The sequence below is a fragment of the Parashewanella sp. 2304DJ23-3 genome, assembly GCF_056591695.1.
On record NZ_JBWQOH010000001.1, the window covers coordinates 1,149,031 to 1,174,323 of the forward strand.

23 protein-coding genes are annotated in these 25,293 nt (G+C 40.0%); 13 read left to right on the forward strand and 10 right to left on the reverse strand.

Going from position 1 to position 25,293, the window contains the following annotated elements; translation table 11 throughout:
* Positions 1 to 146: 146 nt before the first annotated feature.
* Entirely contained in the window at positions 147 to 1,370 is a 1,224-nt protein-coding gene (gene srmB / locus AC1EU2_RS05055) for an ATP-dependent RNA helicase SrmB (protein WP_480296895.1), read from the reverse strand.
* Positions 1,371 to 1,409: 39 nt separating this feature from the next.
* Entirely contained in the window at positions 1,410 to 2,114 is a 705-nt protein-coding gene (locus AC1EU2_RS05060) for a tRNA1(Val) (adenine(37)-N6)-methyltransferase (RefSeq protein WP_480297079.1), read from the reverse strand.
* Between the two features lie 225 nt (positions 2,115 to 2,339).
* Between AC1EU2_RS05060 and brnQ (AC1EU2_RS05065) the strand changes: the two genes are divergently transcribed.
* From brnQ (AC1EU2_RS05065) to recJ, 6 genes are all read left to right on the forward strand, one after another.
* Positions 2,340 to 3,644, forward strand: a complete 1,305-nt coding sequence (gene brnQ, locus AC1EU2_RS05065; protein WP_480297080.1) for a branched-chain amino acid transport system II carrier protein — start codon at positions 2,340 to 2,342, stop codon at positions 3,642 to 3,644.
* 276 nt (positions 3,645 to 3,920) lie between these two features.
* Entirely contained in the window at positions 3,921 to 5,267 is a 1,347-nt protein-coding gene (locus AC1EU2_RS05070) for an MFS transporter (protein WP_480296896.1), read from the forward strand.
* Positions 5,268 to 5,402: 135 nt separating this feature from the next.
* On the forward strand, positions 5,403 to 6,680 hold the full coding sequence (gene brnQ / locus AC1EU2_RS05075; RefSeq protein ID WP_480297081.1) for a branched-chain amino acid transport system II carrier protein: 1,278 nt from the start codon (positions 5,403 to 5,405) through the stop codon (positions 6,678 to 6,680).
* Between the two features lie 38 nt (positions 6,681 to 6,718).
* Positions 6,719 to 7,624 carry a site-specific tyrosine recombinase XerD gene (xerD, locus tag AC1EU2_RS05080; protein WP_480296897.1) on the forward strand — a complete coding sequence of 302 codons (906 nt, stop codon included), beginning with the start codon at positions 6,719 to 6,721 and terminating at the stop codon, positions 7,622 to 7,624.
* A gap of 141 nt (positions 7,625 to 7,765) precedes the next feature.
* Positions 7,766 to 8,485: a bifunctional protein-disulfide isomerase/oxidoreductase DsbC gene (gene dsbC, locus AC1EU2_RS05085; RefSeq protein WP_480296898.1), complete on the forward strand. Its 720-nt coding sequence runs from the start codon at positions 7,766 to 7,768 to the stop codon at positions 8,483 to 8,485.
* Positions 8,486 to 8,545: 60 nt separating this feature from the next.
* Positions 8,546 to 10,285 (forward strand): single-stranded-DNA-specific exonuclease RecJ, encoded by a 1,740-nt coding sequence (gene recJ, locus AC1EU2_RS05090; protein ID WP_480296899.1) that lies wholly within the window; start codon positions 8,546 to 8,548, stop codon positions 10,283 to 10,285.
* Here the strand turns inward: recJ and AC1EU2_RS05095 are convergent.
* Entirely contained in the window at positions 10,257 to 11,462 is a 1,206-nt protein-coding gene (locus AC1EU2_RS05095; protein WP_480296900.1) for a hypothetical protein, read from the reverse strand. The genes recJ and AC1EU2_RS05095 overlap by 29 nt on opposite strands.
* 188 nt (positions 11,463 to 11,650) lie before the next feature.
* On the reverse strand, positions 11,651 to 13,735 hold the full coding sequence (gene fusA / locus AC1EU2_RS05100; protein ID WP_480296901.1) for an elongation factor G: 2,085 nt from the start codon (positions 13,733 to 13,735) through the stop codon (positions 11,651 to 11,653).
* A gap of 366 nt (positions 13,736 to 14,101) precedes the next feature.
* On the opposite strand from fusA, the gene AC1EU2_RS05105 reads away from it, so the two are divergent.
* On the forward strand, positions 14,102 to 14,617 hold the full coding sequence (locus AC1EU2_RS05105; protein WP_480296902.1) for a hypothetical protein: 516 nt from the start codon (positions 14,102 to 14,104) through the stop codon (positions 14,615 to 14,617).
* Between the two features lie 56 nt (positions 14,618 to 14,673).
* Here AC1EU2_RS05105 and AC1EU2_RS05110 read toward each other — a convergent pair whose 3' ends face one another.
* Positions 14,674 to 15,519, reverse strand: a complete 846-nt coding sequence (locus AC1EU2_RS05110; protein WP_480296903.1) for a DUF1838 family protein — start codon at positions 15,517 to 15,519, stop codon at positions 14,674 to 14,676.
* Between the two features lie 499 nt (positions 15,520 to 16,018).
* On the opposite strand from AC1EU2_RS05110, the gene AC1EU2_RS05115 reads away from it, so the two are divergent.
* On the forward strand, positions 16,019 to 16,234 hold the full coding sequence (locus AC1EU2_RS05115; protein WP_480296904.1) for a hypothetical protein: 216 nt from the start codon (positions 16,019 to 16,021) through the stop codon (positions 16,232 to 16,234).
* A 242-nt stretch (positions 16,235 to 16,476) separates the two neighbouring features.
* Here AC1EU2_RS05115 and AC1EU2_RS05120 read toward each other — a convergent pair whose 3' ends face one another.
* Positions 16,477 to 16,812: a DUF4870 domain-containing protein gene (locus AC1EU2_RS05120; RefSeq protein ID WP_480296905.1), complete on the reverse strand. Its 336-nt coding sequence runs from the start codon at positions 16,810 to 16,812 to the stop codon at positions 16,477 to 16,479.
* Positions 16,813 to 17,122: 310 nt separating this feature from the next.
* Between AC1EU2_RS05120 and AC1EU2_RS05125 the strand changes: the two genes are divergently transcribed.
* The 4 genes from AC1EU2_RS05125 to AC1EU2_RS05140 all read left to right on the forward strand — a co-directional run bounded on the left by AC1EU2_RS05125 (position 17,123) and on the right by AC1EU2_RS05140 (position 22,943).
* The gene (locus tag AC1EU2_RS05125; protein ID WP_480296906.1) at positions 17,123 to 18,478 is read left to right on the forward strand and encodes a DUF1800 domain-containing protein; all 1,356 of its coding nucleotides are present in this window, start codon (positions 17,123 to 17,125) and stop codon (positions 18,476 to 18,478) included.
* Between the two features lie 3 nt (positions 18,479 to 18,481).
* Positions 18,482 to 19,627 carry a DUF1501 domain-containing protein gene (locus AC1EU2_RS05130; protein WP_480296907.1) on the forward strand — a complete coding sequence of 382 codons (1,146 nt, stop codon included), beginning with the start codon at positions 18,482 to 18,484 and terminating at the stop codon, positions 19,625 to 19,627.
* Between the two features lie 199 nt (positions 19,628 to 19,826).
* On the forward strand, positions 19,827 to 20,279 hold the full coding sequence (locus AC1EU2_RS05135) for a type III secretion system chaperone (RefSeq protein WP_480296908.1): 453 nt from the start codon (positions 19,827 to 19,829) through the stop codon (positions 20,277 to 20,279).
* 12 nt (positions 20,280 to 20,291) lie between these two features.
* Positions 20,292 to 22,943, forward strand: coding sequence for a hypothetical protein (locus AC1EU2_RS05140; RefSeq protein WP_480296909.1), 2,652 nt, complete (start codon positions 20,292 to 20,294; stop codon positions 22,941 to 22,943).
* Here the strand turns inward: AC1EU2_RS05140 and AC1EU2_RS05145 are convergent.
* Genes AC1EU2_RS05145 through cyaB form a run of 4 tightly spaced genes read right to left on the reverse strand, consistent with a single transcriptional unit; the run spans position 22,932 to position 24,753 of the window.
* Positions 22,932 to 23,387 carry an N-acetyltransferase family protein gene (locus AC1EU2_RS05145; RefSeq protein WP_480296910.1) on the reverse strand — a complete coding sequence of 152 codons (456 nt, stop codon included), beginning with the start codon at positions 23,385 to 23,387 and terminating at the stop codon, positions 22,932 to 22,934. The two genes, AC1EU2_RS05140 and AC1EU2_RS05145, sit on opposite strands and share 12 nt — an antisense overlap.
* Positions 23,388 to 23,717, reverse strand: a complete 330-nt coding sequence (locus AC1EU2_RS05150; RefSeq protein ID WP_480296911.1) for a hypothetical protein — start codon at positions 23,715 to 23,717, stop codon at positions 23,388 to 23,390. It abuts the gene before it with no gap.
* Between the two features lie 6 nt (positions 23,718 to 23,723).
* Positions 23,724 to 24,149 carry a hypothetical protein gene (locus AC1EU2_RS05155; RefSeq protein WP_480296912.1) on the reverse strand — a complete coding sequence of 142 codons (426 nt, stop codon included), beginning with the start codon at positions 24,147 to 24,149 and terminating at the stop codon, positions 23,724 to 23,726.
* 58 nt (positions 24,150 to 24,207) lie between these two features.
* Entirely contained in the window at positions 24,208 to 24,753 is a 546-nt protein-coding gene (gene cyaB / locus AC1EU2_RS05160) for a class IV adenylate cyclase (RefSeq protein WP_480296913.1), read from the reverse strand.
* 140 nt (positions 24,754 to 24,893) lie between these two features.
* On the opposite strand from cyaB, the gene AC1EU2_RS05165 reads away from it, so the two are divergent.
* Entirely contained in the window at positions 24,894 to 25,283 is a 390-nt protein-coding gene (locus AC1EU2_RS05165; protein ID WP_480296914.1) for a hypothetical protein, read from the forward strand.
* Positions 25,284 to 25,293 lie beyond the last annotated feature (10 nt).

Below are 25,293 nucleotides of genomic sequence, written 5' to 3' on the forward strand. Positions count from 1 at the left end.
ATTTATAATACTAAAGTATTAGTTTTTGTGAATGTATCATTTGTAAATAACCACTCACGTGATGAGCAGTACTTTTGTTGGATTTAAGGTATTAAAAAAGGCCACCGAGGTGACCTTTCATCAATACATCAATAAAGCGACAAAATTTATTTTTTCTTCTTGCGTGCCTTAGCTTTCGCTTTCATCTTAACTTTATCTTTTTTCTTACCTGGGGCTTTGGCTTCTTTATTTTTTGGTCTCAAGCCATCGATCATACGACGCTTTAGTTTCTGCTCAGTATAGCGCTCAATCTTATTCAGAATCCGAACATCATGCGCTTCTATCAACGAGATTGCCGTTCCTTTGGCTCCCGCTCTTGCGGTACGGCCAATACGGTGCACATAGATATCTGCAGTGCGTGGCATATCAAAGTTGATTACGTGCGTAATACCTTCAATATCAATACCTCGCGCTGCAACGTCAGTACAAAGTAATACATTCACTTCGCCCTTGGTGAATCGTCCAAGCGCTTTGAACCTTTGTTTTTGTTCCATGTCGCCACGTAAAAACGCCGCTTGAATTCCTGCTTGCTGTAACAAGCCCTCAAGACTTGCAACCGTCTCACGAGTTTTACAAAAAACAATCGTACGCTCTACTTCTTCTTGTCTTAGCCAAAACGTCAATAAATCAAATTTATGTTGTTTATCGTCGGCTAAATGTACCCATTGATGAATTTTGCCTTTTTCTTTTCGGGTCGGGGAATCAATATCAACCCGAATAGGATCCGTTAACAGCTCATCAGCAAACCGAGCGACACCACCAGTGGAAAGGGTTGCCGAAAACAGCATATTTTGCTTACAGCCATGGGCTTCAAGTGCAATACTTTTAACGACATTAGCAAACCCCATATCAAGCATGCGGTCAGCTTCATCAATGATTAGCAGCTCTACATCTTCTGCGGTAAAGTTGCCTTTATCTAAATATTCTAATAAACGACCTGGTGTTGCGACTAAGATATCAACATTGTCTTTTAACGCTTCTTCTTGCGGAGCGTACGGAACACCACCAGTAATGATGTTTATATCTAAATCTAATGAGTTTGCCAAATGTGTGGCATAACGGTGGATCTGGCTGGCTAATTCACGCGTTGGAGTCAGGATAAGCACACGAGCTTGGCCGGTAAAATTTCTTGGAAAATCGATGATATGCTGCAAAGCAGGCAATAGGAAACAGGCCGTTTTACCCGTTCCTGTTGGCGCCATAGCCATAATATCTCGCTGCTCGAGCGCATAAGGAATAACTTGTTTTTGAACACTCGTGGCCGATTTATGTTCCATTCTTGCCAGTGATTCTAGCAATTCAGCATCTAAATCAAATTCATCAAAGTTCATTATTTTCATTCCAAGCAGCAGATTAGGCGGCGCATTATATTAGAGATTCAGATAAAAATCTTTGCTAAGTTCGATCATTTCATCAGTATATTGATTTTGTTTATCCCTTAGTGTCAAAGGGTCAAGGAATCGAGTGGGCTGTTCTGCTCGACTTAAACTGAATAGAACTCGACGTTGTGCGCTTCCTTCAACAGGAATAACGGCTTTCACGGCACTAAGATTTAAGCCACTCGACTCGATAAGTGAAAAAAAATCATCTGCGACCTCTGTCGGTAAAATAAGGCTCGCTGTACCATTATCTATTAATAACGTTTCAATCGCATTAATGAGATGTTGATGACTCAACGTATTAGTATGCCTTGCGTCAGCACGGCTTTGTTGCTGAGTCTGTGGTCCAGACAAAAAATACGGTGGATTACAGATAATATGCTCAAACTTGGCATCATGCTGAGCAGCATAATGAATAATATCGTCTTGAATCACCTCAATTCGGTGAGCCCAAGGGCTTTTTTCGACATTCGTTTTCGCGGCTTTACAAGCTTGTGAATCTAATTCAATGGCGACAATACTAGCATGACTCCTTTGCGCACTCATCAAAGCTAATAAGCCACTTCCACTGCCAATATCAAGAATATTTTTGGCCTGAGTGAGTGATGCCCATGCGCCTAATATGACAGAGTCGGTGCTCACTTTCATGCCACATTGGCTATCGTCGATATGAAATTGTTTAAAACTAAACGGCATAAAAATATCACTTAATAGAAAGGCGAGATTATAGCGGGTTCTTCGATTAAATAAGAATACTGTGAGACGTGTCAATTCCGCACGTTTTCAACTGAACAAGGTATACAATTTTACCATTGTTTTGCCGAAACTCTAGCCAAAGGCTTTTTTTTACCTTAAGTTATCAAAAAAAGATATTACAAAAACAAAATAACAGTTAAGAGGTTTGTAGTGCAAAACAAACAAATGAGTCTTGGAGATACCTTTGGCCTAGGGTTTATGACCTTTGCATTTTTTTTAGGAGCAGGTAACCTAATTTTCCCACCATTTGCAGGCATGTTAGCCGGTGAAAACATGTCTTGGGCAATGATGGGCTTTTTAATTACTGCGGTTGGCCTTCCACTCTCAGGACTTATTGCTGTAGCACGAAGCAATGGAAGTGTGATGAAGTTTTTACCTCCCGTTGTAGCCACCATCATCGCCATTGCTATTTACATCATTATTGGCCCTGCGTTTGCCGCACCAAGAACGGGACTTGTGGCCTATGAGATTGGGGTAAAGCCATTTTTAAATGATACCTCTGCAATGATATCACTCGGCGGTATAGACCTAAATTATAGCCAAATGCTATCTACACTTTGCTTCTTCACTATTGCACTATTTTTGGCTTTATATCCTGGCAAGTTGCTCGACAGTGTCGGTAAAGTGCTGACACCATTACTCATCACTTTGTTAATTGTATTATCATTTTCAGTCATATTCTTCCATGGTACGCCGCCCTCGGTGCCAACTGGGGAATACCTCAATACCCCTTTAACGAAAGGGATTATTGAAGGCTACAACACCATGGACACGTTAGCCTCGCTCATGTTCGGTATGTTGATCATTGATGTTTTAAAGAAAAAAGGCGTCAGCGATCCTAAATCTCAAACTCGCTATTTAGTGAGAGCTGCGATTATTGCCGCAACGGGTCTAGCTTTCGTTTACATTTCATTGTTCTTCTTAGGCGCTTCAGCAGGAGAGCTCGCAGACGGAGCAGAAAACGGCGGTCAAATTTTAACAAATTATGTTGATGCTGAATTTGGTTATATGGGTTCTATACTGTTGTCAGGAGTCGTTTCTCTGGCCTGTTTAACCACCGCAGTAGGCTTAATTGTTGCTTGTTCTGAGTTCTTCGAAGATCTAATACCTGCTTTTTCTTATAAGCCTCTAGTGGTTTTCTTTAGCATTATTTGTGCGATTGTTGCCAATGTTGGGTTAACTCAGTTAATTGAAGTAAGCATTCCGGTACTTGTCAGTATTTATCCTGTCGCCATTGCTTTAGTTGCTATCACTTACATTACGCCAAAGTTGAATAATCCAGAGTTATCACATCGCATCGTTGTGGGTGTAGCACTGTTGTTTGGTATTGTGGATGGGCTATCTGCTTCTGGATTTGATATTCATGTTTTCGATTTCATGCCATTGTTTGATCAAGGCCTTGCATGGTTGATTCCGACCATGATCGCCATGTTTGCTTGCTTAACCCTACCATCAAAGAAACAAGGGTAATCTTACATCTTCATAAATCTGGCGTTATTTTAAATTTTAATTGAATAGCGCCTTTTTCTACTTACAACTCGTTCATTCTGCATACAGCCAAGGAATATATAATTACTATTGATTATTGACTGCGCCTTGCTTGTCTATCACCCAAGGTATAAGAGCATTTTATTCTTCAGGCAGTAAATAACACACATTATTCCGATTAACAGCCAAGCTAAATGCTTTGCTAATGGCTTCAATGATCGGCAGAGCATCTATCTGATTGAATGAGAGAACTTACCTATGCCTGAGAAGCAAAAAAGTTCATTAGTTCCAATGCTCATTATTGGCTTACTCTTTTTTATATTTGGCTTTGTTACATGGCTGAATGGCTCCCTCATTCCTACGCTACAAATTGCATTCAACTTAACCCCAAGCCAAGCCTACTTAATTTCAATGGCTTTCTATATTTCTTATACTGTCACAGCGTTGCCTCTATCTGTGGTACTCAATCATACTGGCTACAAATTTGGTATGGTCATCGGCTTTCTATTAATGATGTTAGGTTCAATAATTTTTATTCCGGCAGCACAGATGCGTTCATTTGAGATCTTTTTAGCGGGTCTTTTTATATTAGGTTCCGGACTGACCATTCTCCAGACTGCAGCTTGTCCTTATATGGTGTTGCTCGGAAAAAGAGAAACGGCTGCTGTTCGTATTTGTTTCATGGGGATATTGAATAAAGGAGCGGGCATTATTGCCCCTATCGTATTTACGTCATTGGTATTTACAGATGTATCTCACTACTCTCAATCGGCATTATCGCAAATGAGTGACGCTCAACAATTGATCACTCTCAATGCACTTTCAGCTAAACTAGTGACGCCCTACCTAGCAATGGCCATCATTCTATTAGTTTTAGCGATGTGCGTATTGTTATCACCACTTCCTGAGTGCGATTTAGAAAGAGTTAATCAAGATAAGCCTGAACACTATGATAATCCATTTAAGTATCCACACCTCATTCTTGGTGTGATGGCGTTATTTTTCGCTGCAGGAACAGAAGTGGTTGCGGCCGATACCATCGGTTTATTAGGAAAGGCCTTCAATGTGACAAACTTTTCCAGTTTAACGGCTTATACCATGGCCTTTATGGTCATTGGTTATATCTTGGGGATCAGTTTAATCCCTCGTTGGATAAAACAGGAAAAAGCACTACTTTTCATGTCTTTATTAGGCACAGTAATCACTTATTTTATTATCAACTCAAGCGGTCAGCTATACAGCATTTGGAATACTTGGTTCTTATGGACCCATGCTCCAGCAGTACCTAATGTCGTGGTTCTCGTCGCCATGTTAGGCTTAGTCAACGCCATTATTTGGCCCTCTATTTGGCCCTTGGCGTTAAAGGGACTTAATAGGAAGACTATGACCATGGGGTCGGCAATGCTGGTAATGAGCTTTTCAGGCGGAGCCATGCTCCCCATGCTATATGCTGAACTAGGCTCAACCTCTGAAAATATGATCAGTGCATACTTAGTATTAATACCTTGCTACTTATTCATTGCATTTTATGCTGCACTTGGACACAAGGTTAATCAGTGGAATCGTGTCATAAACTTAGAGCAAAGTTCAACCTGCAATAGCTGAATGTAAACTGACAAACGTTCAAACAATCCAACATTAACTCGAATTCAACCATAAAATGGCCGCCTGAAAACCTATTCGTGTATGCCTGTGACCTCATCTAAATTCTCACTCTCAGAAGTCTGCTCTATTACTTTTATGACATTCGGTTTTATTTTTGGCGCTGGCAATGTCATCTTTCCACCTACCTTGGGTTTCAAGTACGGTTCAGACAGTTTCTCTGCAGTCCTCGGTTTTTTAAGCTCCACGTCGCTACTGTCTTTTTTGGCTTTAATTGCATTTGGCATCATGCAGGGTAACTTGACTAAGTTTTGGCCGAAGAAATACGGCAAAGGTTTCATTGCCGTATTATATTTGATGCTTGGGCCTATTCTTTGTGGGCCTCGTAACGGTATCGTTTCATTTGAGTTAGGGTTAAAACCTGTTTTATTACAGACTCACCTCATTGATGGCTCAAATTTGTCGTTGCAGATAGCCCTGTTGGTTTTCACCGTTGCATTCTTCACATTTGCCCTTTGGTTATCATTAACGCCAAGCCAGCTGGTAACGACTGTTGGGAAAGTGATCACTCCTTTGCTTTTACTTTTAATATTTATCTTATCTGTCCCACTATTTTTCACTCACTTTCCGACCATCGCACCACCAAGCTACGACCATAACAACTCTGCCTATATCAGTGGTTTTCTCGAGGGCTATAACACGCTTGATGTCACATGTATCCCTGTATTCGGCATTATTGTCTTTGACACATTAAGACGACGATCAATTCATTCCTCTAAAGGCATTTTTAAAGGCTTTATGCTCACGACCTTTAGTGCGCCAATCTTTACTGCTCTGATCTATTTTGCTTTTTGTTATATGGGGCTCTCTGAAGCAGGAAAAACAACTGCAGCATTAAGCGGTCCACAAATATTGCTGGCTTATACACAAGCTCATTTTGGTTGGTTTGGGGAAGTACTATTGGGCATGGCTGTATTCTTAGCCTGCTTATCAACTGCTATTGGTTTTATCGTGGCAAATGGTGAATTTTTCCATGAGATGTTTCCAAAAATCAGCTATCGGAAAATTGCAATATCAACAACTATTGTCACCGTGCTAATTGCGAATATAGGGCTTGCCGAGCTCACTCACCTAACCCAACCAGTATTGAACTTTTTCTATCCAATTTTGATCGCTTTGATTATTTGTGGCTTGTTTACCCCATTAATGAAACAACCAAAATTGACTAACTATGCGGTTGTGGGTGTTACAGTATTGATCAATACGCTCTCTATTGCCCATTATCACATTGGTTCTCTGACACAGTTGCCTTTATTTGATAATGGTCTTGGCTGGCTACTTCCTATGGCATGCACACTGATTTTGTGTTTATTTTTACCCGACAATGACTTGCAATTCGATTCTGTTGCAGATTGATGATATTTTAAAATAAACACATGCCAAACATGTAGAACGTGAGCCAAAACAAATATCAACAAGATCCTAATTTAGATCGTTTTTTAGATCACCTTTGGTCAGTACAAGGGTTAAGCGACAACACATTGTCGGCTTATCGAACTGACTTAAGGCATCTTGATAAGTTCTTACAACAACAAGGCTCTCGACTGCTTTATGCAGAACAAAGCCACATTCAATTGTTTATCGAACACAGATTTAAAACACAACCTGCAAAAACATCACAAGCGCGGATGTTGAGCAGTCTTAGGCGTTTCTATCAATATTTATTATCAACCAAACAAATCAGTAAAGATCCTACTGCTTTAATCGATTCACCTAAGCTTGGACAAAAGGTACCAACCAGTCTCACTGAAGCTGAAGTCGACGCTTTACTTTCCACTCCAAACGAGGAGGATGTGATTGAAGCTCGTGATAAAGCGATGTTGGAACTGCTATATGCAACAGGCTTACGTGTCACTGAGCTCATATCTCTAACAGTAGACCAGATTAGCTTACGCCAAGGTTTGGTTAGAGTTGTAGGTAAAGGTGACAAAGAAAGACTGGTCCCTTTAGGTGAAGTCGCTGTCGAACAACTTGAATCTTATTACGCCAAAATTCGACCTCTATTACTTGGTGATAAAATTTCAGATGTTGTCTTCCCATCAAGGCGCGGTCAGAAAATGACTCGACAAACATTCTGGCATCGCATTAAACACTATGCAGTGATTTCTGGCATCCATTCAGAGCTATCGCCTCATACCCTAAGACACGCTTTTGCGACGCACTTGCTGAACAATGGTGCAGATTTGAGAGTGGTTCAGCTCTTATTAGGACATAGTGATTTATCCACGACTCAAATCTATACTCATGTAGCTAAGGCAAGACTTCAGCAGTTACATCAACAACATCACCCAAGGGGGTAATTAATGTATCACTCCCTTATTCCAAGCTTAATCACACTATATGAATATTTGCTTTAAAGTGAATAAGGTTGTAACTTTTAAGCAATTACTCAGGTCTAATGAAGAGACCACTGATAGCATTAACCTTAATTAGGATACCCCATGAAGTTCTCCCGTATTTTATCCTTGTGCTGTTTATTAGCATTTGGAACGGCACATGCAGCAGACGTTGCAAAACCTAACATTGACGCCATCAAAGAAAAATTAACCAAAACTGCAGGATTGAAAGTGATGTCCATGCAAGACACACCGATAAAAGGTCTATACCTTGCAATGACCGATCGTGGTGTATTTTATATTAACAGTGATGGTACTAAGCTGATTAATGGCAGCATGTTTGACCTATCGAATGGGTTTAAAAACCTTACTGAAAAAGCGATGGGTAAACCTCGTATTGCCGCACTGAAAAAATTTGAACCTGACATGCTGGTTTATAAAGCAAAAAATGAAAAGCATGTTGTTACTGTATTTACCGACATCACTTGTGGCTACTGCCGTAAACTTCATAAAGAAATGCAGCAATACAATGACGAAGGTATTACTGTTCGTTACCTCGCTTTTCCTCGTGCTGGTGCAAACTCTTCAGTAGCGAAAGAAATGCAATCAATTTGGTGTTCAAAAGACCCATTGAAAGCAATGGATGATGCTAAAGCAGGCAATGACGTATCTAATAAAGTATGTGATGCAAAAATTGCTGAGCAGTATCAATTAGGTCAAAGCTTCGGCATTAACGGCACTCCAGCCATTATCCTTGAAGATGGCACGTTAATCCCAGGCTACCAGCCGCCAGCTCGTTTATTACAGACCATAGAAAATCACTAATCATTTCGTTATGATAATCTGGCGGCAAATTTGCCGCCTTTTTATTGCTTGGAAATTATTGTGCCTTATAAAATTGTTCGCCGTCCACACGTTGATGACTCACATTTACCCAACTCATTACATCCACTACTGAAGCAAATTTTAGCCAGCCGTGGAGTAATGTCTGAACAGTGTCAACTTGAACTCAAAGGCCTACTTAGACCAAGCACAATGCAAGGACAAGCAGAAGCTGCAACGATCATTTCCAGTGCCATTGAAGCTAATAAATCTATTTTTATTATCGGTGACTTTGATGCTGACGGTGCAACATCGACATCGGTATGTATGTTAGCATTGCGAATGATGGGGGCAACTAAAGTCAACTATCTCATTCCAAATCGCTTTGATTATGGTTATGGCCTCAGCCCAGAAATCGTCGATTTAGCTCAACAACAAGGCGCAGAGCTATTGCTTACAGTTGATAATGGTATCTCCTCAATTTCGGGCGTTGAACGAGCTAATCAACTGGATATTCCTGTCGTAGTTACCGATCATCACCTTCCTGGTGAGCAGCTTCCAGAGGCTGCAGCCATTGTTAACCCAAACCAATATGGTTGCCAATTTGCCAGTAAAGCCATGGCTGGTGTTGGGGTCGCATTCTACTTAATGACCACCATAAAGACTGAGCTAAAAACTCGAGGTTGGTTCATACAAAAGAATATTCCTGAACCTAATTTAGCGAGCCTGTTAGATATTGTAGCTTTAGGCACGGTTGCTGATGTCGTGCCACTGGATGCCAATAACCGTATTCTAGTCGAAGCGGGCCTTAAACGAGTCAGAGCAGGTCAATGCCGTCCAGGAATCACGGCGTTACTAGATATTGCCAAGCGCAATCCGCAGAAAGCTGTAGCATCTGATTTTGGCTTTGCTGTTGGTCCTCGCTTGAATGCTGCTGGTCGTCTGGATGAAATGTCTTTGGGTGTCGAACTGCTCCTTTGTGACGACATCATGAAAGCTAGAGGCATGGCCGCTGAACTCGATGGGCTAAACCAAGACCGACGCGAATTGGAAGCAGGCATGCAGCATGAAGCACTTAAAATGCTCAAAGCATTTAGCGTTCATGAAGCGTCTATGCCTAAAGGTCTGGCGCTATATCAAGATGATTGGCATCAGGGGGTTATTGGTATCCTCGCATCGCGAATTAAAGATAAATACCATCGACCAGTCATTGCTTTCGCTTTAGGAGAAAATGGTGAAATTAAAGGATCAGCACGCTCAATAAAGGGCGTGCACATGCGTGATCTACTCGACCGAATTAATACTCAAGTTCCTGGTTTAATCATTAAGTTTGGTGGTCATGCTATGGCGGCAGGTTTATCGATCAGAGCCGATGCATTTGAAGCTTTCAAGCAGCATTTCGAAGCCATAGTCGATGAATGGGTTACCGATGCACTGTTAACGGGCGAATATAAAACCGATGGTGAGTTAGACGTCAAATTTCTTGAGCAAGAAACAGCAGATTTACTTAAATTCGCAGGCCCTTGGGGTCAAGAATTTGAAGAACCCAGCTTTGATGGTGAGTTTAAAATCGTTCAACAGCGACTGGTCGGCGAAAAACACTTAAAACTGGTGCTAGAAACGTCTTGCAGCCGCCGTTTAGTTGACGCCATAGCTTTTAATGTTGATTTAAATATATGGCCAGATGCTCAAATAAATAAAGTATCATTGGTTTATACATTAGATGTGAATGAGTTTAGAGGCAATACGAGTTTACAATTGATGGTGAAACAAATCATGCCCGTAAACTATTATGATTCATGAGTTCGACATTAGCATTCGGCTGGAGTCTTGCAGTTGCATCATTTGTTCTTACGCTTTGGTTTGCTTTTTCATTTCGATTTGTCTGTAACGGATCAGGCGACGAGCTACCTAAGCTCATTGATTCTAGAGATTCATTAATCACCTGGTTACTTCCTTGACTTGCAGCTGTTCGAGCCTCACCAGCCAAGTCCTGTCCTAGCTCAGCATCTAAATCTAAGGGTGGGACGCCATCATTAGTATCTACAGAAGGCGGATTTTGTTGATTATTGGAATTAACTTGCGTAGCTGGATTTGAGTGCGAGCTCGGCCTTGCTTGCGGAGTATGTCGAGCACCCGAAGGAGGAGTCGCCTCTGATTTTTTAGGCTTACTACCACCAACTTCAAAATTTAACTCTCCGTTTGCTTTCCGTTTCTCCATTAGTTCTCTTGCTTTTTCCTTCTTATCACCCGAAAATAATACAGGGTCTCGAATATCATAACCTCTGAACGATTGGTTAAACTGATTCTCTTTAGTGCGAAATCCGGGTCGATGCATTAAATTTGCACGCGCCGTCAAACCTCCAAGTGGAAATCGAATACAATAGTTAGAAACAACGTTGGTGATTTTATCTATTTTTTCTTGATCATCCATTCCACCTTTACGGAGTAATGCCTCCAGAATATTTGATATAGAATCACCATGATATTTGAAACCATCTTTACCAGCGGCTCTTAAACCTAAATTAATCGTTGAGCAGCATAAATCGGCCGTACTTACTGCCACGCCAGCCCCAGCCCAAATAGCAAGGGGCGTAGCAGCGCCAAGCGTTACTCCGGTTAAAAGAATAGCCCCCGCTAGCAATGCTGTATGGCCAATCAATGTGTAAATACGTTCAAGGATATCCATTGCCGCAGTTTCTAAACCAGCCTCTTGCGCCTCTTCAAAGTTATTGACCAACTCCTCCATTTCTTTGTTCTTCGCCTCAGCAATCTTGCGGTGGACGTCAGACACATTATTTGGAACATCAAGATCATACGATTCAGATAACGGTGCTTGCTCCGGATTAAACTGACTACCTTGAGTCGAGTTTTGAGAAACACGACCTGAGCCAGTTTGGCCCATCGGTTGAAGAGGAACATCACCAGGAGAGACAAAACCATTTTGAGGAACACGTGGCTGCGTTACACTTGTACTCATGCTTAGTTCTTCAAGTTAGTTTGACATAAGCTCAGTATAGTAATGCTCGTTTACCGTAACAAGTGAATGAAATAAAAGTTAAATTAAGCTTTCTTCACATTTTTTCGATACTCTCTGTCATTTTTCATAAGACATAAAAAAACCGCTGACATTACAGCGGTTTTTGAATTAAAGAATAAAAGTTAGAATTACTTCTTAGCTTCTCTTTCTTTAACTTCAGCAATTACTTTTTCAGCAACGCTGTTTGGACATGCACTGTAGTGAGAGAATTCCATAGAGAATTGACCACGACCAGATGTCATTGTACGTAGAGAACCGATGTAACCGAACATTTCTGATAACGGTACGTCAGCTTTAATACGAACACCAGTAACGCCAGCCATTTGATCTTTGATCATACCGCGACGACGGTTAAGGTCACCAATTACGTCACCTACGTTGTCTTCTGGGCTGAACACGTCAACGTGCATTACAGGCTCAAGAAGCTGTGCGCCAGCTTTTGGCATAGTTTGACGGAATGCACCTTTAGCAGCAATTTCAAACGCAATAGCTGAAGAGTCAACTGCGTGGAAAGCACCATCTACAAGTTCTAGTTCAACGTCAAGTACTGGGAAACCAGCAACAGTACCAGTTTGCATCATAGATGCGAAACCTTTCTCAACTGCAGGCCAGAATTCTTTAGGTACGTTACCACCAACAACTGAAGAGCTGAAAGTGAAACCAGAGTTTTGCTCACCTGGACGGATAACGTAATCAATCTTACCAAACTGACCAGAACCACCAGATTGCTTCTTATGCGTGTAAGAATCTTCAACAAGCTGAGTAATCGTTTCACGGTAAGCAACTTGTGGCTCACCTACAATTAGGTCAACGCCGTAAGTACGCTTCAAGATATCAACTTTAATATCTAAGTGAAGTTCACCCATACCTTTAAGGATGGTTTCACCTGAATCTTCGTCAGTTTCAACGCGGAAAGATGGATCTTCTGCAACCATTTTACCGATTGCGATACCCATTTTCTCACTACCGCCTTTATCTTTAGGAGATACAGCGATAGAGATAACTGGCTCAGGGAACACCATAGCTTCAAGCGTACATGGGTTCTTAACATCACATAAAGTGTGACCAGTTTGAACATTCTTCATACCAACGATTGCGATGATGTCACCAGCTTGAGCTGAATCTAATTCGTTACGCTCGTCAGCTTGCATCTCAACCATACGGCCAACACGCTCAGTTTTACCTGTTGCACTGTTAAGAATGGTATCACCCTTCTTAATGCGACCAGAGTAGATACGTACGAAAGTAAGTGCACCAAAACGGTCATCCATAATTTTGAATGCTAGCGCTTTTAGCGGCTCATCAGCAGAAACGATAGCGTGTTCGCCAGTTTCGTTACCTTCTTCGTCAGTAAGAGGCTGTGGATCAACTTCGTTTGGAGCTGGTAGATAATCAACAACAGCATCAAGTAATAGCTGCATACCTTTGTTCTTGAACGCAGAACCACAGTACGTAGGGAAGAATGCCATTGTTTTAGTACCCATACGGATACAACGCTGAATGTCTTCCATAGATGGCTCTTCGCCTTCCATGTAAGCTTCCATTAGATCGTCATCTTGCTCAACAGCAGTTTCGATCAACATTTCACGGTATTCTTCTACCTGATCAACCATATCAGCTGGAATATCTTCTACTGTATAGTTTTCAGCTTGGCCAGTTTCATCCCATACCCATGCTTTACGAGTAAGTAGATCAACTACGCCTTTGAATTCGTCTTCGATACCGATTGGTAAAACCATTACCAATGGGTTAGCAGCAAGAACGTCTTTAGTTTGCTTTACAACGCGTAAGAAGTCAGCACCCATACGGTCTAACTTGTTTACGAAGATGATACGAGCAACTTCAGATTCGTTCGCATAGCGCCAGTTAGTCTCTGATTGTGGCTCAACACCACCAGAACCACAGAATACACCAACACCACCGTCAAGAACTTTAAGAGAACGATATACTTCAACTGTGAAGTCAACGTGTCCAGGAGTGTCAATAACGTTTAGACGGTGCTTGTTCCATTCACAAGTAACAGCAGCTGACTGAATGGTAATACCACGCTCAGCTTCTTGCTCCATGAAGTCAGTAGTAGATTCACCATCGTGAACCTCACCGATCTTATGGATTTTACCGGTAAGCTTTAGGATACGCTCAGTGGTGGTAGTTTTACCCGCATCAACGTGCGCAAAAATACCAATGTTTCTGTATTTTGATAAGTCAGCCATGATTCAACTTTAATCTAGTTAGGTTAAGAATTAGACGGAGTATGCGAATAACCGACACACCACACATCAGAATTTAAGGCGCATATTGTAAGGTGGAACCATGTTTGGTGCAATTAGCTAGTGCAAATTTTAGTGAATTTGTCATATAAATTGATTAGAGCACGAGCAACTATCATTTAAAATCAATACGATAGCGCCATAAACTTTTGGCAATGATTTATACTTTTTTCACTTAAATAATTAAAAAAGTAATACATTAGGACATACCACTGTAACGAAAAGTATCTTCAGCATGGAAAAATCACTTCAATATCCTAGACTTAATTTCCCTGTACTGATTTTTTGTTGTAGTAAGGATACGAAACAATGTTGATCACTTATTCAGAGTTTTGTAAGAAACTCGCTAATCAATTTCATGCTAGAAGCTCTATTCAGAATATTTATAATTTCGAATTCGAAGAGTTACAATCAAACGGGTTAAATAACGAGTTTGATGTTAACTTTTGGTTAAAAGAACAATATAAGACTCAACTTAGAAACCACCACTCTCGTCCTTTTATTAGTGACACTTTAATCTTAAATTGGTGTCAACAAATCAGTAAAGTACTTTTGAACCGACTATATCCTGAAACTGAAAATGCTCGATTTACTGTCACCGATCAACGAATAATTTGTATAGAGCCTTGTTTTGAGGACTTACCCATTCATAGCAATATTAGAATTTTGAGCCAACGTGAAGAGCAAAATAAATATGACTTCTCTCTTTTACATGAGCTCGGTCAAAACCAAATGAGTGTGAGAATTGATTTAACAGCAGCTAAATATGACGAGCAGTTAATTGAGGAATACTATCAAATTCACTCGTCGAAGTACGCATGTTAACTTGTGATATAGGGTTAGGTGCATCACAACTAACCCTACTCAAATATCAGTTAATTCTATGAATGGTGACGTTTCCATTCACGATAGTAAGTCCAACTATCTTGATTAGGAGTTTTGTACTCTTCTGGCGCATTCAGAAACTGGGGGTAATTTAATTGAGTATAATTTAATATATTCTGAGACAAATCATTGATGCTATTAAGTTTACCACTGTCCCCTATCAATAAAAGTCCACCTTCACGCTTGCCCATTTTCATCCATGGAAACCAAGGGCTTGTTCTAACCCAAGTTGCCCGGTATGGGATCGTCGTTTCATTTGAATTTATGTCTTGTTGAGCAACAAAATATTCAAAATGTTCTGACGCAATATACCTGTTACCCGTTGAAGCCATCGGAAACTCTTTAGGTGGCAATGGGTTTACTTTGTCGATAATAACCTCTTGATTAAGCCTTAAATAGCCATCATTCGTTGGGTAAAAATCGCCAGAATCAAAGTTTTTTGTATTGTCTGGGTCAATTGCAGACTGCAATACATAGTCACTTTTTCCTGTGTATGGGTTGTGCCACGTATTTAAAATTTTATGACTATTGAGATCCGTATAATACGTCACCTCACGAGATTGCCACTGGTATTTCCCACTGCCTAAAAAAACTAACTTACCAATATTAAATCCTTCAAAACCCATTACTGCCTTCAATTTTTGATGCGGTGTTTTTGCAAATACTTTTCCACTCCACCAAGTGACAACTGGGTCTCCTGATAAATCAAACCTCATCCGTAAATAATTATTTAGCTGTTGAGACTGTCCACTATCGATGTTGTTAAGTTCAGCGTGAGAAACAACTGTAAGTGGGATAATCGAAATACATAAAACGCGAAGTAATGTGTTGAAATTCGACATTTTCGGATCCTCTGTTTTGTAACTCACAAAGAATATCAACGCCGACTTCATCCCCTTAGATTTGATTGATATATGAAGCGATAATCGGTGATTTTTTCGTATTTCATAATCAGTAACCTCAATTTTTTTAACAAAAAAGAGTGTATTAATTAATGTTAAACTTACTAACAAAACATTTTAAAATAAAAACAACACCAAAAAATCAACAATAAAAACAAATAAATAAATTACCTGTAAATGTTAAACATATAAGCAAAAAATATTTGAACACTTCTCACTCATCACGAACCATAAGGAAGACTCCTTAGCTATAAACGCTACACTGCATCAACTTCTTTATTACAATACATTGAACCCTAATGAATAAATTCCTTTTAACAGCGTAGAGATCACTGGGGAAGGCATTGAAGGTAAACTTGTTATCGATAAGATTTTCAAGCAAGTTAACAACGGCAAAATAACAGTTTGTATTTAGGCGCAAGTTCAGTTCAAGATCAGCTTGGTCATTGATGGTTACCCAGTAAATGGTAAGATTCAAGATAACGCTGAATACGAAATCAACTACATCAAGCAAGGTGAAGTTTTCTATACTGAAACATTATTTATCGGTAAGGTCTTCAGCGCTAAAGAAGAGTTACCACTACCTGAAATGATTGAAATTCGTCGTGAGACAGGTGATTTATTGTATAACTGGGAGTCAACAATACCACTTTAGACTGACACAGATATTTGGGTTTCAGATATCGCTTAATTTGGCTCAGTGCGCTTCCCTGTCGAAGCTGAAAAAACAAGAGTTTAATCTTCAAAGTTGCAAAAAATCAATTACGTAGGCCGCTCTAGATTTGTTCACTACAGCCGTAGTATTTCAGTTGGTTATGGTTTCTTTCATTAATACAGCATAAACAAAAAAACCAGCTCTCTTTAATCAAGAAAGCTGGCTTTTTGAAATTCAGAAATCTACTTCAATAGTCTCAAGGTATACTTCACTCGATAATCTTCACCATTACTGGCTTTAATTGCACCAAGAATACAAAAGATTAAATGGGCAATACCCAATATCATATAACCCAGAAAGCCGATGACGATAAACACTAATACTGTTGAAATAGCATAACCAATCATTGAAGTGATAGACCAATTCAACGCTTCTTTAGATTGCTCTTGAACATACTGATCGTCTTTCTTAATAAGATACAAGATAAGACCAGGTATGAATCCAAAGAAAATAGTTCCAATCCAAAGTAGCATACCTAAATTACGCGACTCTTGATCAGATGCAGCGACTTCACTCATATCAATATCCTTATAATAAATGAACAAAACGGGGTTATCTTAATCAATTTGTGTATTTTTTAATACTTATTTTATCTGTCAATGAACGTAAAAATCTGTAAAAACAATAGTATTTGAATCTAAAGCGCTTAAATTGAGTTGATGATTATTAAACCAGTTCATATATCTAAATCGAATTACATGAGGTCATTAGGTGAAGTTTAAAGAGGTTTATCACTGTATAAACTTCTATCAAACCCACCTCGATATAAAATATTGAATATGACACTCTTTACGATTTAGTTACGGTTGGTCGTTGTCAGGAGCCGCTATGTCTACTCAAGCTGTTATTGCCGTTAATCGCTTTGGATTAGGTGCACGCCTAAATGAGCTTAAAGAAGCAGAGAAAGATCCAAAATCTTTCCTCATTACTCAACTCAATCCACCAACATTCAACGAGAAACTGCCCAACTCAAATCAACTTTTACTTCACATGGCCGAGTTTATTCAACAGCGGCGCTACTCAAACTTTTCAGCTGATTGCGTATTACCCAATAAACAAAAAAAATCAGTAAAAAAACAAAAACCTTTTTTTCAAAAGAGCTACCAGCAGTTATGTTGCGATACTTTGATTCGTGCCATCCGCTCTCCTGATAGCTTGTCATGGCGACTTCTCGACTTCTTCTCAAATCACTTCAGTGTCACTGCACTTGGTCAAAAAATGGTAGCGTTAGCGCCAACATTAGAACGCGAAGCCATTGCCCCCCATATGCTCGATAAGTTTGAAGACATGGTTCTGGCTGTCATGCACCACCCCACCATGTTGGTGTACTTAAACAATGACCGATCTTTTGGACCTAACTCAAAAATAGGCAAGCGCAGTAAAAAAGGACTAAATGAAAACCTCGCTCGTGAGATGATGGAGCTGCACACACTGGGGGTGAATAGTGGCTATACGCAAGCTGATGTTATTGAGCTGGCAAAGGGTATTACAGGCTGGAGCGTTGCCCTGCCGTTAAAGGACTACAACGTTGGGTTTTATTATCGTGACAGTGGCCATGAACCAGGAGAACGTACATTACTTGATAAAAAGTATCCTCAGCAAGGAGAAGCGCAAGGTACAGCCATGATTACCGACCTTGCTCGACACCCTGCCACTGCCAAACACTTGTGCTTTAAGCTGGCCAAACACTTTATCAGTGATACACCACCACAATCTTTACAAGACAAAATGTTCAAACGTTGGCAAGAAACGAATGGCAGCATCAAACAAGTGATGATCACTATGATTAATGCCGATGAATCTTGGAAACCAGAACCCGTTAAGTTTAAAACGCCACGAGAATTCATTATTTCAGCACATCGAGCGCTTAACTTTACGCCTAAAAGTCATCAATCATTAATCTGGGCGCTTAATCTGCTTGGACAAAGCCCATTTAAAGCCAATTCACCAGAAGGTTACGGAGATATTGAAGCGAATTGGAATGGCCCAAGTGCATTAATGTCTCGTATTGATTGGTCAGCTCAATTGGTGAAACGTAGGCAGAGAACAAATCCCAAAGTCCTCAGCCAGCGATTATTTGCCGATACCCTTTCCGATAACACTCAAACCTTAATACAACATGCTGAAAGCCGACAAAATGCACTTACGCTATTGTTGATGAGTCCAGAGTTCTTGAGGAGATAAGCTATGAAACGCCGCAACTTTATCAAATTAATGGGTGGTGCCATTGTTCTATTTCAAAGCCCAAAACTTGTATTTGCGAAAAATCAAGATAACCCAAATCGACCATTATTTATTTGGGTGATCATGCGAGGTGCTCTTGACTCATTACACACCGTCATTCCTGAAAGTGACGATAACTACAAAGCATTTCGCCCCAACCTTGCTCAGCAAATCCAGCAACCTACATTGCCTTTGTCTCAAGGGTTTACCTTAAACCCGGCGTTAAAGAACTTGCATGACTGGTATCAAAACAAAGAATTGTTACCGATTGTTGCGGTCGGCAGCGGTTACCCCAGTCGCTCTCACTTTGATGGTCAAGATTATTTAGAGAGTGGAACAGGGACACAAAATACCAAAACGGGATGGTTAGCCAGAGCACTCAATCAGAAAAAAACCGATGCTATTGCGATTGATTACTCTACACCTGTCAGCTTGAGAGGCTCATCAGGTGTAAACACTTGGTATCCTGCGAAACTCAAATCTGCTGATGACGATATTTATCAAACCTTGAAAACTTTATATCAAGATGACACCTCATTACTTGCAAACCTCAATCATGGGCTTGAGATTAAAAACAAAACCCAAGGTTTAGACAAACAAAAAGGGCGTTCGAGCTTTTCAAGTTTAACCCGTGGTTGTGCCAAGTTGCTCAGTCAAAGTCCAGATATGGATTGCGCCATGCTCGAAATAGGTGGCTGGGATACACACAACGCCCAACAGCCCAGACTAAAAAAACAACTCACCGAACTCGATGATGGCTTGGCTGAATTAAAAGCATCATTAGGACCACTGTGGAAAAACACTGTAGTCGCACTGGCAACTGAGTTTGGCCGAACAGTGAGAGAAAATGGTACGGGAGGCACCGACCATGGAACTGGAAGTGTAATGTTTTTAGCTGGCGGCGCCGTGAAGGGTGGAAATATTCAAGGTAAATGGCCTGGCCTAAAACCGGAGCAACTGTTTGAAAACCGCGACTTAATGCCAACAACCAATACTTTCAGTTGGATGGCGACAGCACTGAGCCAACATTGGAAACTGGATAACAACTTAATGAAACAGGTTTTCCCTCAGCAAAAGGTTTATAACGCATCAATAATTAGAACAATTTGAACTATGGTTAGTATGAATCAGTTGGTGATTCTATGGCATTAAGTATCTGTCGATAAGTTATTTGTACGTTATTACCGACATACAAAACTGTCGTTATTACATTTGTGTTCGGGTCTAGTGCTATACAAGGCGCAATTACAACACTTCAGAGTGTTGAAGTTAGACGCAAGAAAACCTTAAGCAACTTATTCAGGTACTTATGAGACAAAACTTAACTCTGTGGGAAAAGGCATTATCAGATGTCTTAAATCAAATCGTAAAGTTTGACGAAAGCGATGTGTTTCTCGCAGAGATTGAGCAGCAGTTGATTAACTTTCATTACCAAGATGCTGTACTCATTATCTTCGCTTGTGCAGGCCAACTCGAAAATCAGCAGCAAGCAACCGCTCTGCTCCGAGCGAACTGTTTTTGGCAAGGTACAAAAGGGGCAACCTTTTCAACCATGGATGATGGAACTATCGTCTTAGCACTTCAATGCAGCATTCAAAATAAAGCAAATCTCAATCAATTACTGACTGACTTTTTAGTTACATTAAATTATTGGTCTCAACGTTTATTAAGTGATCTTTCATCATCAAAAGAAAACGAGCCGCAAAAACTTCAAGCCACTAAAGCAGAGTCAAAACGCTGGCTTTCAATTGATTTACTCTAAGGTATATCGATTATGGCAGGCATTATTTCAGTCAAACTTTTAGGCGCCACACCAAAAATAAAGTTCAAATTCAAGCCCAAAGCGAAGCTTCCCAAAACACCTAAAGCTTCAAAATCCAATTCACCAAAAAACATTCATAAAAAAGATCCTGCGAATGGCGTCACACGTAAGAAAAAAATCAGTATGCAGCTTCCTCAAGTGCTGTCTGACGCTATCGAACCACTTGAGTTAATTCCTGAGTACCACATTGAAGCCAAATTATTTGATGAAGACTTTTCATTTTGGGGAAAGATCCCAACATTAATTCGTTACATTATTCTCAAAACAACGTTTATTAGAGAACATGAAGGTACTCTCAGTCTCATAGATTCAAAACGTTTATTGAAAACCGCTGCACATTTAGAACGTTTGCTCGGAGCCATTTTGAATCAGTCAATTCCGCTGCAGCAGATCACAATGCTTGAACCATTTTCCAACTTGAAATTGTCATCTGCCGTTTCAGCCGACAGCATCATCAATCAACTTAACAGCTTAAGAATCAACGACACAAATTCAGTCACGAACCTCATAAAGTGGTTAAGCATTTATACCCCTAAAAACGATATTTCAAACTTAAGCCGATGTTATGAATCACTGATTCAACTCTGCTCATCCACAGAAAATAAACAAGATGAATGCTACCGATGCGCCTTAGATGTTCAGGTTCTCGGCATGAAGAGTCTCAAGCAACAGTTTAATAACCAATGGCATAAGTACTTCGATAAATCGAAATCACGCCAAGCGATCACTTTTACTCTTGAGGTCAGCCAAGCGTTACCACTATTCAATCATCAAAGTCTAACCTCAACTTGGTATGTAAAATTTGAAGCCATTGTTTCTTTTTACTCAAAGGAAAATTTAAAAGTATTATTCCGCTTTTCTGCGGGTCCTTCTCCTCAGGATTTGGCCCCAATACAAACTCATGGTCAAAGGCTACTCTCAGGCCGACATTTAAAGTTCTTTAGCCCTTACGAAGATGCAGTAGATTATCTTTCTACAGGTTTTTTATTGAATCTATGTCACCCATGTTCAAGAACTCTTCACCAATTCAAAACCATTAATAGTTCTACTCTTCAACTAAAACGCACTGAACTACTCCGTAATATGGCGCTACAACAACACATCACCCACAAAGCCTCTACTCGCTACGCTGAATCGTTAAATGAAGTGCCATTGAAGAGTATTTCTCAACAACAAGTGCCTTTTACTTCTACGATAAGCCAAGGTTTCCATTATGGATTTTCAAGATACCTTGATGCACAGCGCACTAAAGTGCCACTGCTGAACCAGTTATTACAAGAGCCCTTCAGGTTAACGTGTCGTAATCCTCAATACTTTACTCTAAAAATTCCTCATAAAAGATTCGGAATGATGCAACGCAAGGGAGATCTTGGCTTTCAATGGGTTAAGAACATTACAAATAAAATCGGGGGTATCATTGATACTCTGGAAAAACAAACCACGGTATCTAAACAGGAATTACAATCACTACTGTCTGAGAGGCTGAAACTTAAACAAACCATTACTGCGCTCAACGCTGAGTATCATGCGTATTTAAGTGTGCTACGAAAATACGAAGCTGCATCAGCGTCAAATTACCCTAAATATCGAGAATTAAAGCAACAATTTGAAGATAATCGTGACTCAAAGTGTCGTGCCGAATATTTACGAGCGGTAATCTGTACTCACGCCTTATTGGTATTGGCCTATCACCAAAGTCTAAGTGCTCAGCATGAATCACTGAACGAACCCGAGATCAATTTTTGCCGATATCTGTCAAAGCTAACACAAGATTATGAGCATCCTGATTGCTACGTCGTGAAAGAAGAAGCCGATTGCTATTTGACCATGACATCAGTACTTAAAGATACGCAAATCGAAATTTGGAAACAGATTGATCTCGATGCAACCGTAAACAGATTAGCACTTACCAAAGGTAGTGTTGTTGCACGAGCGATTTGTGATGATATCGACCCATACATGGACGGTGACTATATTGATATATTGCTGACAGGTGACATAACACATCAACCATCAACACAAAGTCCAGATTGGCTTAAAATGGCTTTGCAGCAGATTTTTTCACAACCGGAGCTGTCATCGTTATCCATCAACTTAATCGATCTGCCCGAGATTGATGAAACCCAAATCACTTCAAATACGCACGTAATATTGCAATTCAAAAAAGGAAGAGATCAATTTTATGATATACAGTTTATAAAACTCACTGACTCGAATACCTTTGAACATCATAAACATGTTTATGCCACAGGCACTTCTATCGAGTTTTGGTTGAAGCAATATAACGGAAGATCGAAAGGTCACGAGCCTGAAGTTTGGCAAAAATTTAAGAGTAACAATCACAAGGCTTTGCAGCACTTGTTTGATCAAATTATTATACCTAATAGTCATGTTGCCAACCAAGTGGAAGCAATAACACGCAATTTTGAAGATCAATCAAGCAAGCGAAACCTGATAAAAGCGATACTTAAGTGGAAAAAATCACCTGAACGGCTCGAGGCAACGCAAGGCGCATTTGATGATTTTCTAAAAGAACAATATCACCACTATCAGACGAGAATTCTTAGCAGACTTTCTGTTATTAAAGCTCGATTAGAGCGTTAATTTAAACCCTTCGTGAGTAGCTTTAAAACCCAGTTTTTCATAAAATCGAATGGCGTCAGGTCGCTGTTTATCACTGGTCAACTGGACTAAACGGCAATCTCTTTGCCGAGCTCGTTTAATGGCAAACTCAAACATTTTCTCGCCCATTCCCTGCCCTCGAAAGTCAGCATGAATGCGAACGCCTTCGATTAAACAGCGCCATGTCCCAATATGAGTAAGATAAGGAATAAAAGTGAGCTGTAGCATACCAATAATTTGGTCACCTTTTTCAACAACCAATAACTCATTATTTGGGTCAACATTAATAGCTGAAAACGCATCGAGATATTTTTGATTGAGTGGTGTACTCAAATCTTCCCTTTGTCTACCCAGTTCATCGTCAGCCAGCATAGAGATCAATGATTCAATATCCTTGGGTTGCGCTTGTCTAAAATTTAAATCCATTTAATCCTCAAAGTTAATAAGTTTTGCAGAAATAGAGATGGAGCAATCAATATGTTTAAGCATTTGATTAACGACTTTATCTGCCGTATTCACTTCAAAACTTTGATCATTTTTAGGTGTAAGCAATATATCGCAATCGTCGTCAGAAATTTGCTGCTGTACAGCGAAAGTAGAAATGTCATCAATAAGCCAAACATCATCTAACAATACGTAAGCTACATACTGATTGTCTTGAGTTTGTTTTCTGAAAACATTGCTAACCTCACTCTCTAGGGTCAGCATTTGTAGTCGGTTAAGCGTTAAAAAGCGAAAGTATGCAGTTACAGCCATAATTAATTATGAAGTGCGGATAAGTTTATAAGTGCCTGCAGCATACATTAAGCCAATCAACAAACAAACTGAAGAACTGACTAGCCAGAAAACAATACTATTTTCAGGAAACATTGGCATGATAAATACAAAGCCTAATGCTCGAAACAAAAATACAGCGCTGATCGCCAATAAACCAAACTTCAACAATGGCAATTTAGGTAACAATTTGGCGCCAGAAGCAGCATAAGCCGCAAATACAAACAGCACGATACTGATCATCAAAGTAATAAAGGTTGGATACCAATGACCTAGCTCTGCCATTTGCGCTAATTGCTCTCCAGCTCCCAGAAAACGATAAGCATCACCGCCAATCGCAATACAGGCAATATGTGCTAATGCAGCAATAATACTCAATAACGCAGCAATCAATAACGGTTTATTGTGTTCCATCACAGCTACCTTAACGAAAATAATTTTTTAAACTACGCTCAAATACTACTAGGGGCAACTAAGTATTTGTAACAAGGCTTCGATACGAGCGATGTTCTAAATCCTCATCCATTAATCCAAACTCACTGGCTAATGCTTTTAACGCCACACGGTAATCTTCAAGCTTATCTTCATCATCGGTCATAATCGCAAACTCAGCGAAATCACCGATGTTTTTCAGGTGATCAACCGTGATATGAAACTCACCTACAAAATACACACTGCGAGTTTTATTCATGGTTAAGCACACTTCATAACCCATGGTTTGTAGCATGCTTTTAGCGTTATCTGACTTAGTGATATCGGTGGCTTCACAGCGGTCAGCTTCAGGGCCTTTGACAATCCAAAGCTTAATGCCCGAAGGTTGCATCTCTCTAATCGACACACTTTTATTTTGCTTTTCTAACAGCCTGTCTGGCGTATCGAAATACCAATCTTGCTCAAGGTTATCAACCAGCATCACTTCGTGTGGCATGGCACTTAAAGTTTTAAGAAACTTAAATTTAGAACTGATGCGATATTTGAATTCGACTTCATACTTGCCGATAAAATGCTGCTGCGACAATGACTACTTCCTTAATTCTTTTTATAAATGAATGGATCTCGTGAAGCACTAGACATTCTATGAACAAAAGCCTAGTGTACTTGTGGCTAGTCATATGGAGCCTGGATACAAGGAACGTCAACTTTTATTTAGGAGACAATATGAACATTCATTTCAACAAGTACTTTCTTTTTCCATCGATAATACTTTGCTCACTATCGGCATTTCAAGCAACAGCGCAACCTGTAACCACTAAATTATCACCCGGAACTTATCACGATGTAATCAGTTACTCTCCAGTGCTCTGCAAGCAAACCATTTCCTACAAAAAAGATATATTGGTTATCGATTATCAACAGCCGTGTTCTTTATCTCACACGGAACTGCAGTGTAATTCAATTAACGACTGCTACGGCGCAGAGTATAACGATGATATTTCTGTACATATCATCAATAAAGATCAATACATTTGGGACGATCTTTCTACCAACTTTGAAGGAAAGTTTCTACTAGGTGAGAAAAATAAGCATCACACGAATAACTTTAATTAAATTTAGATAC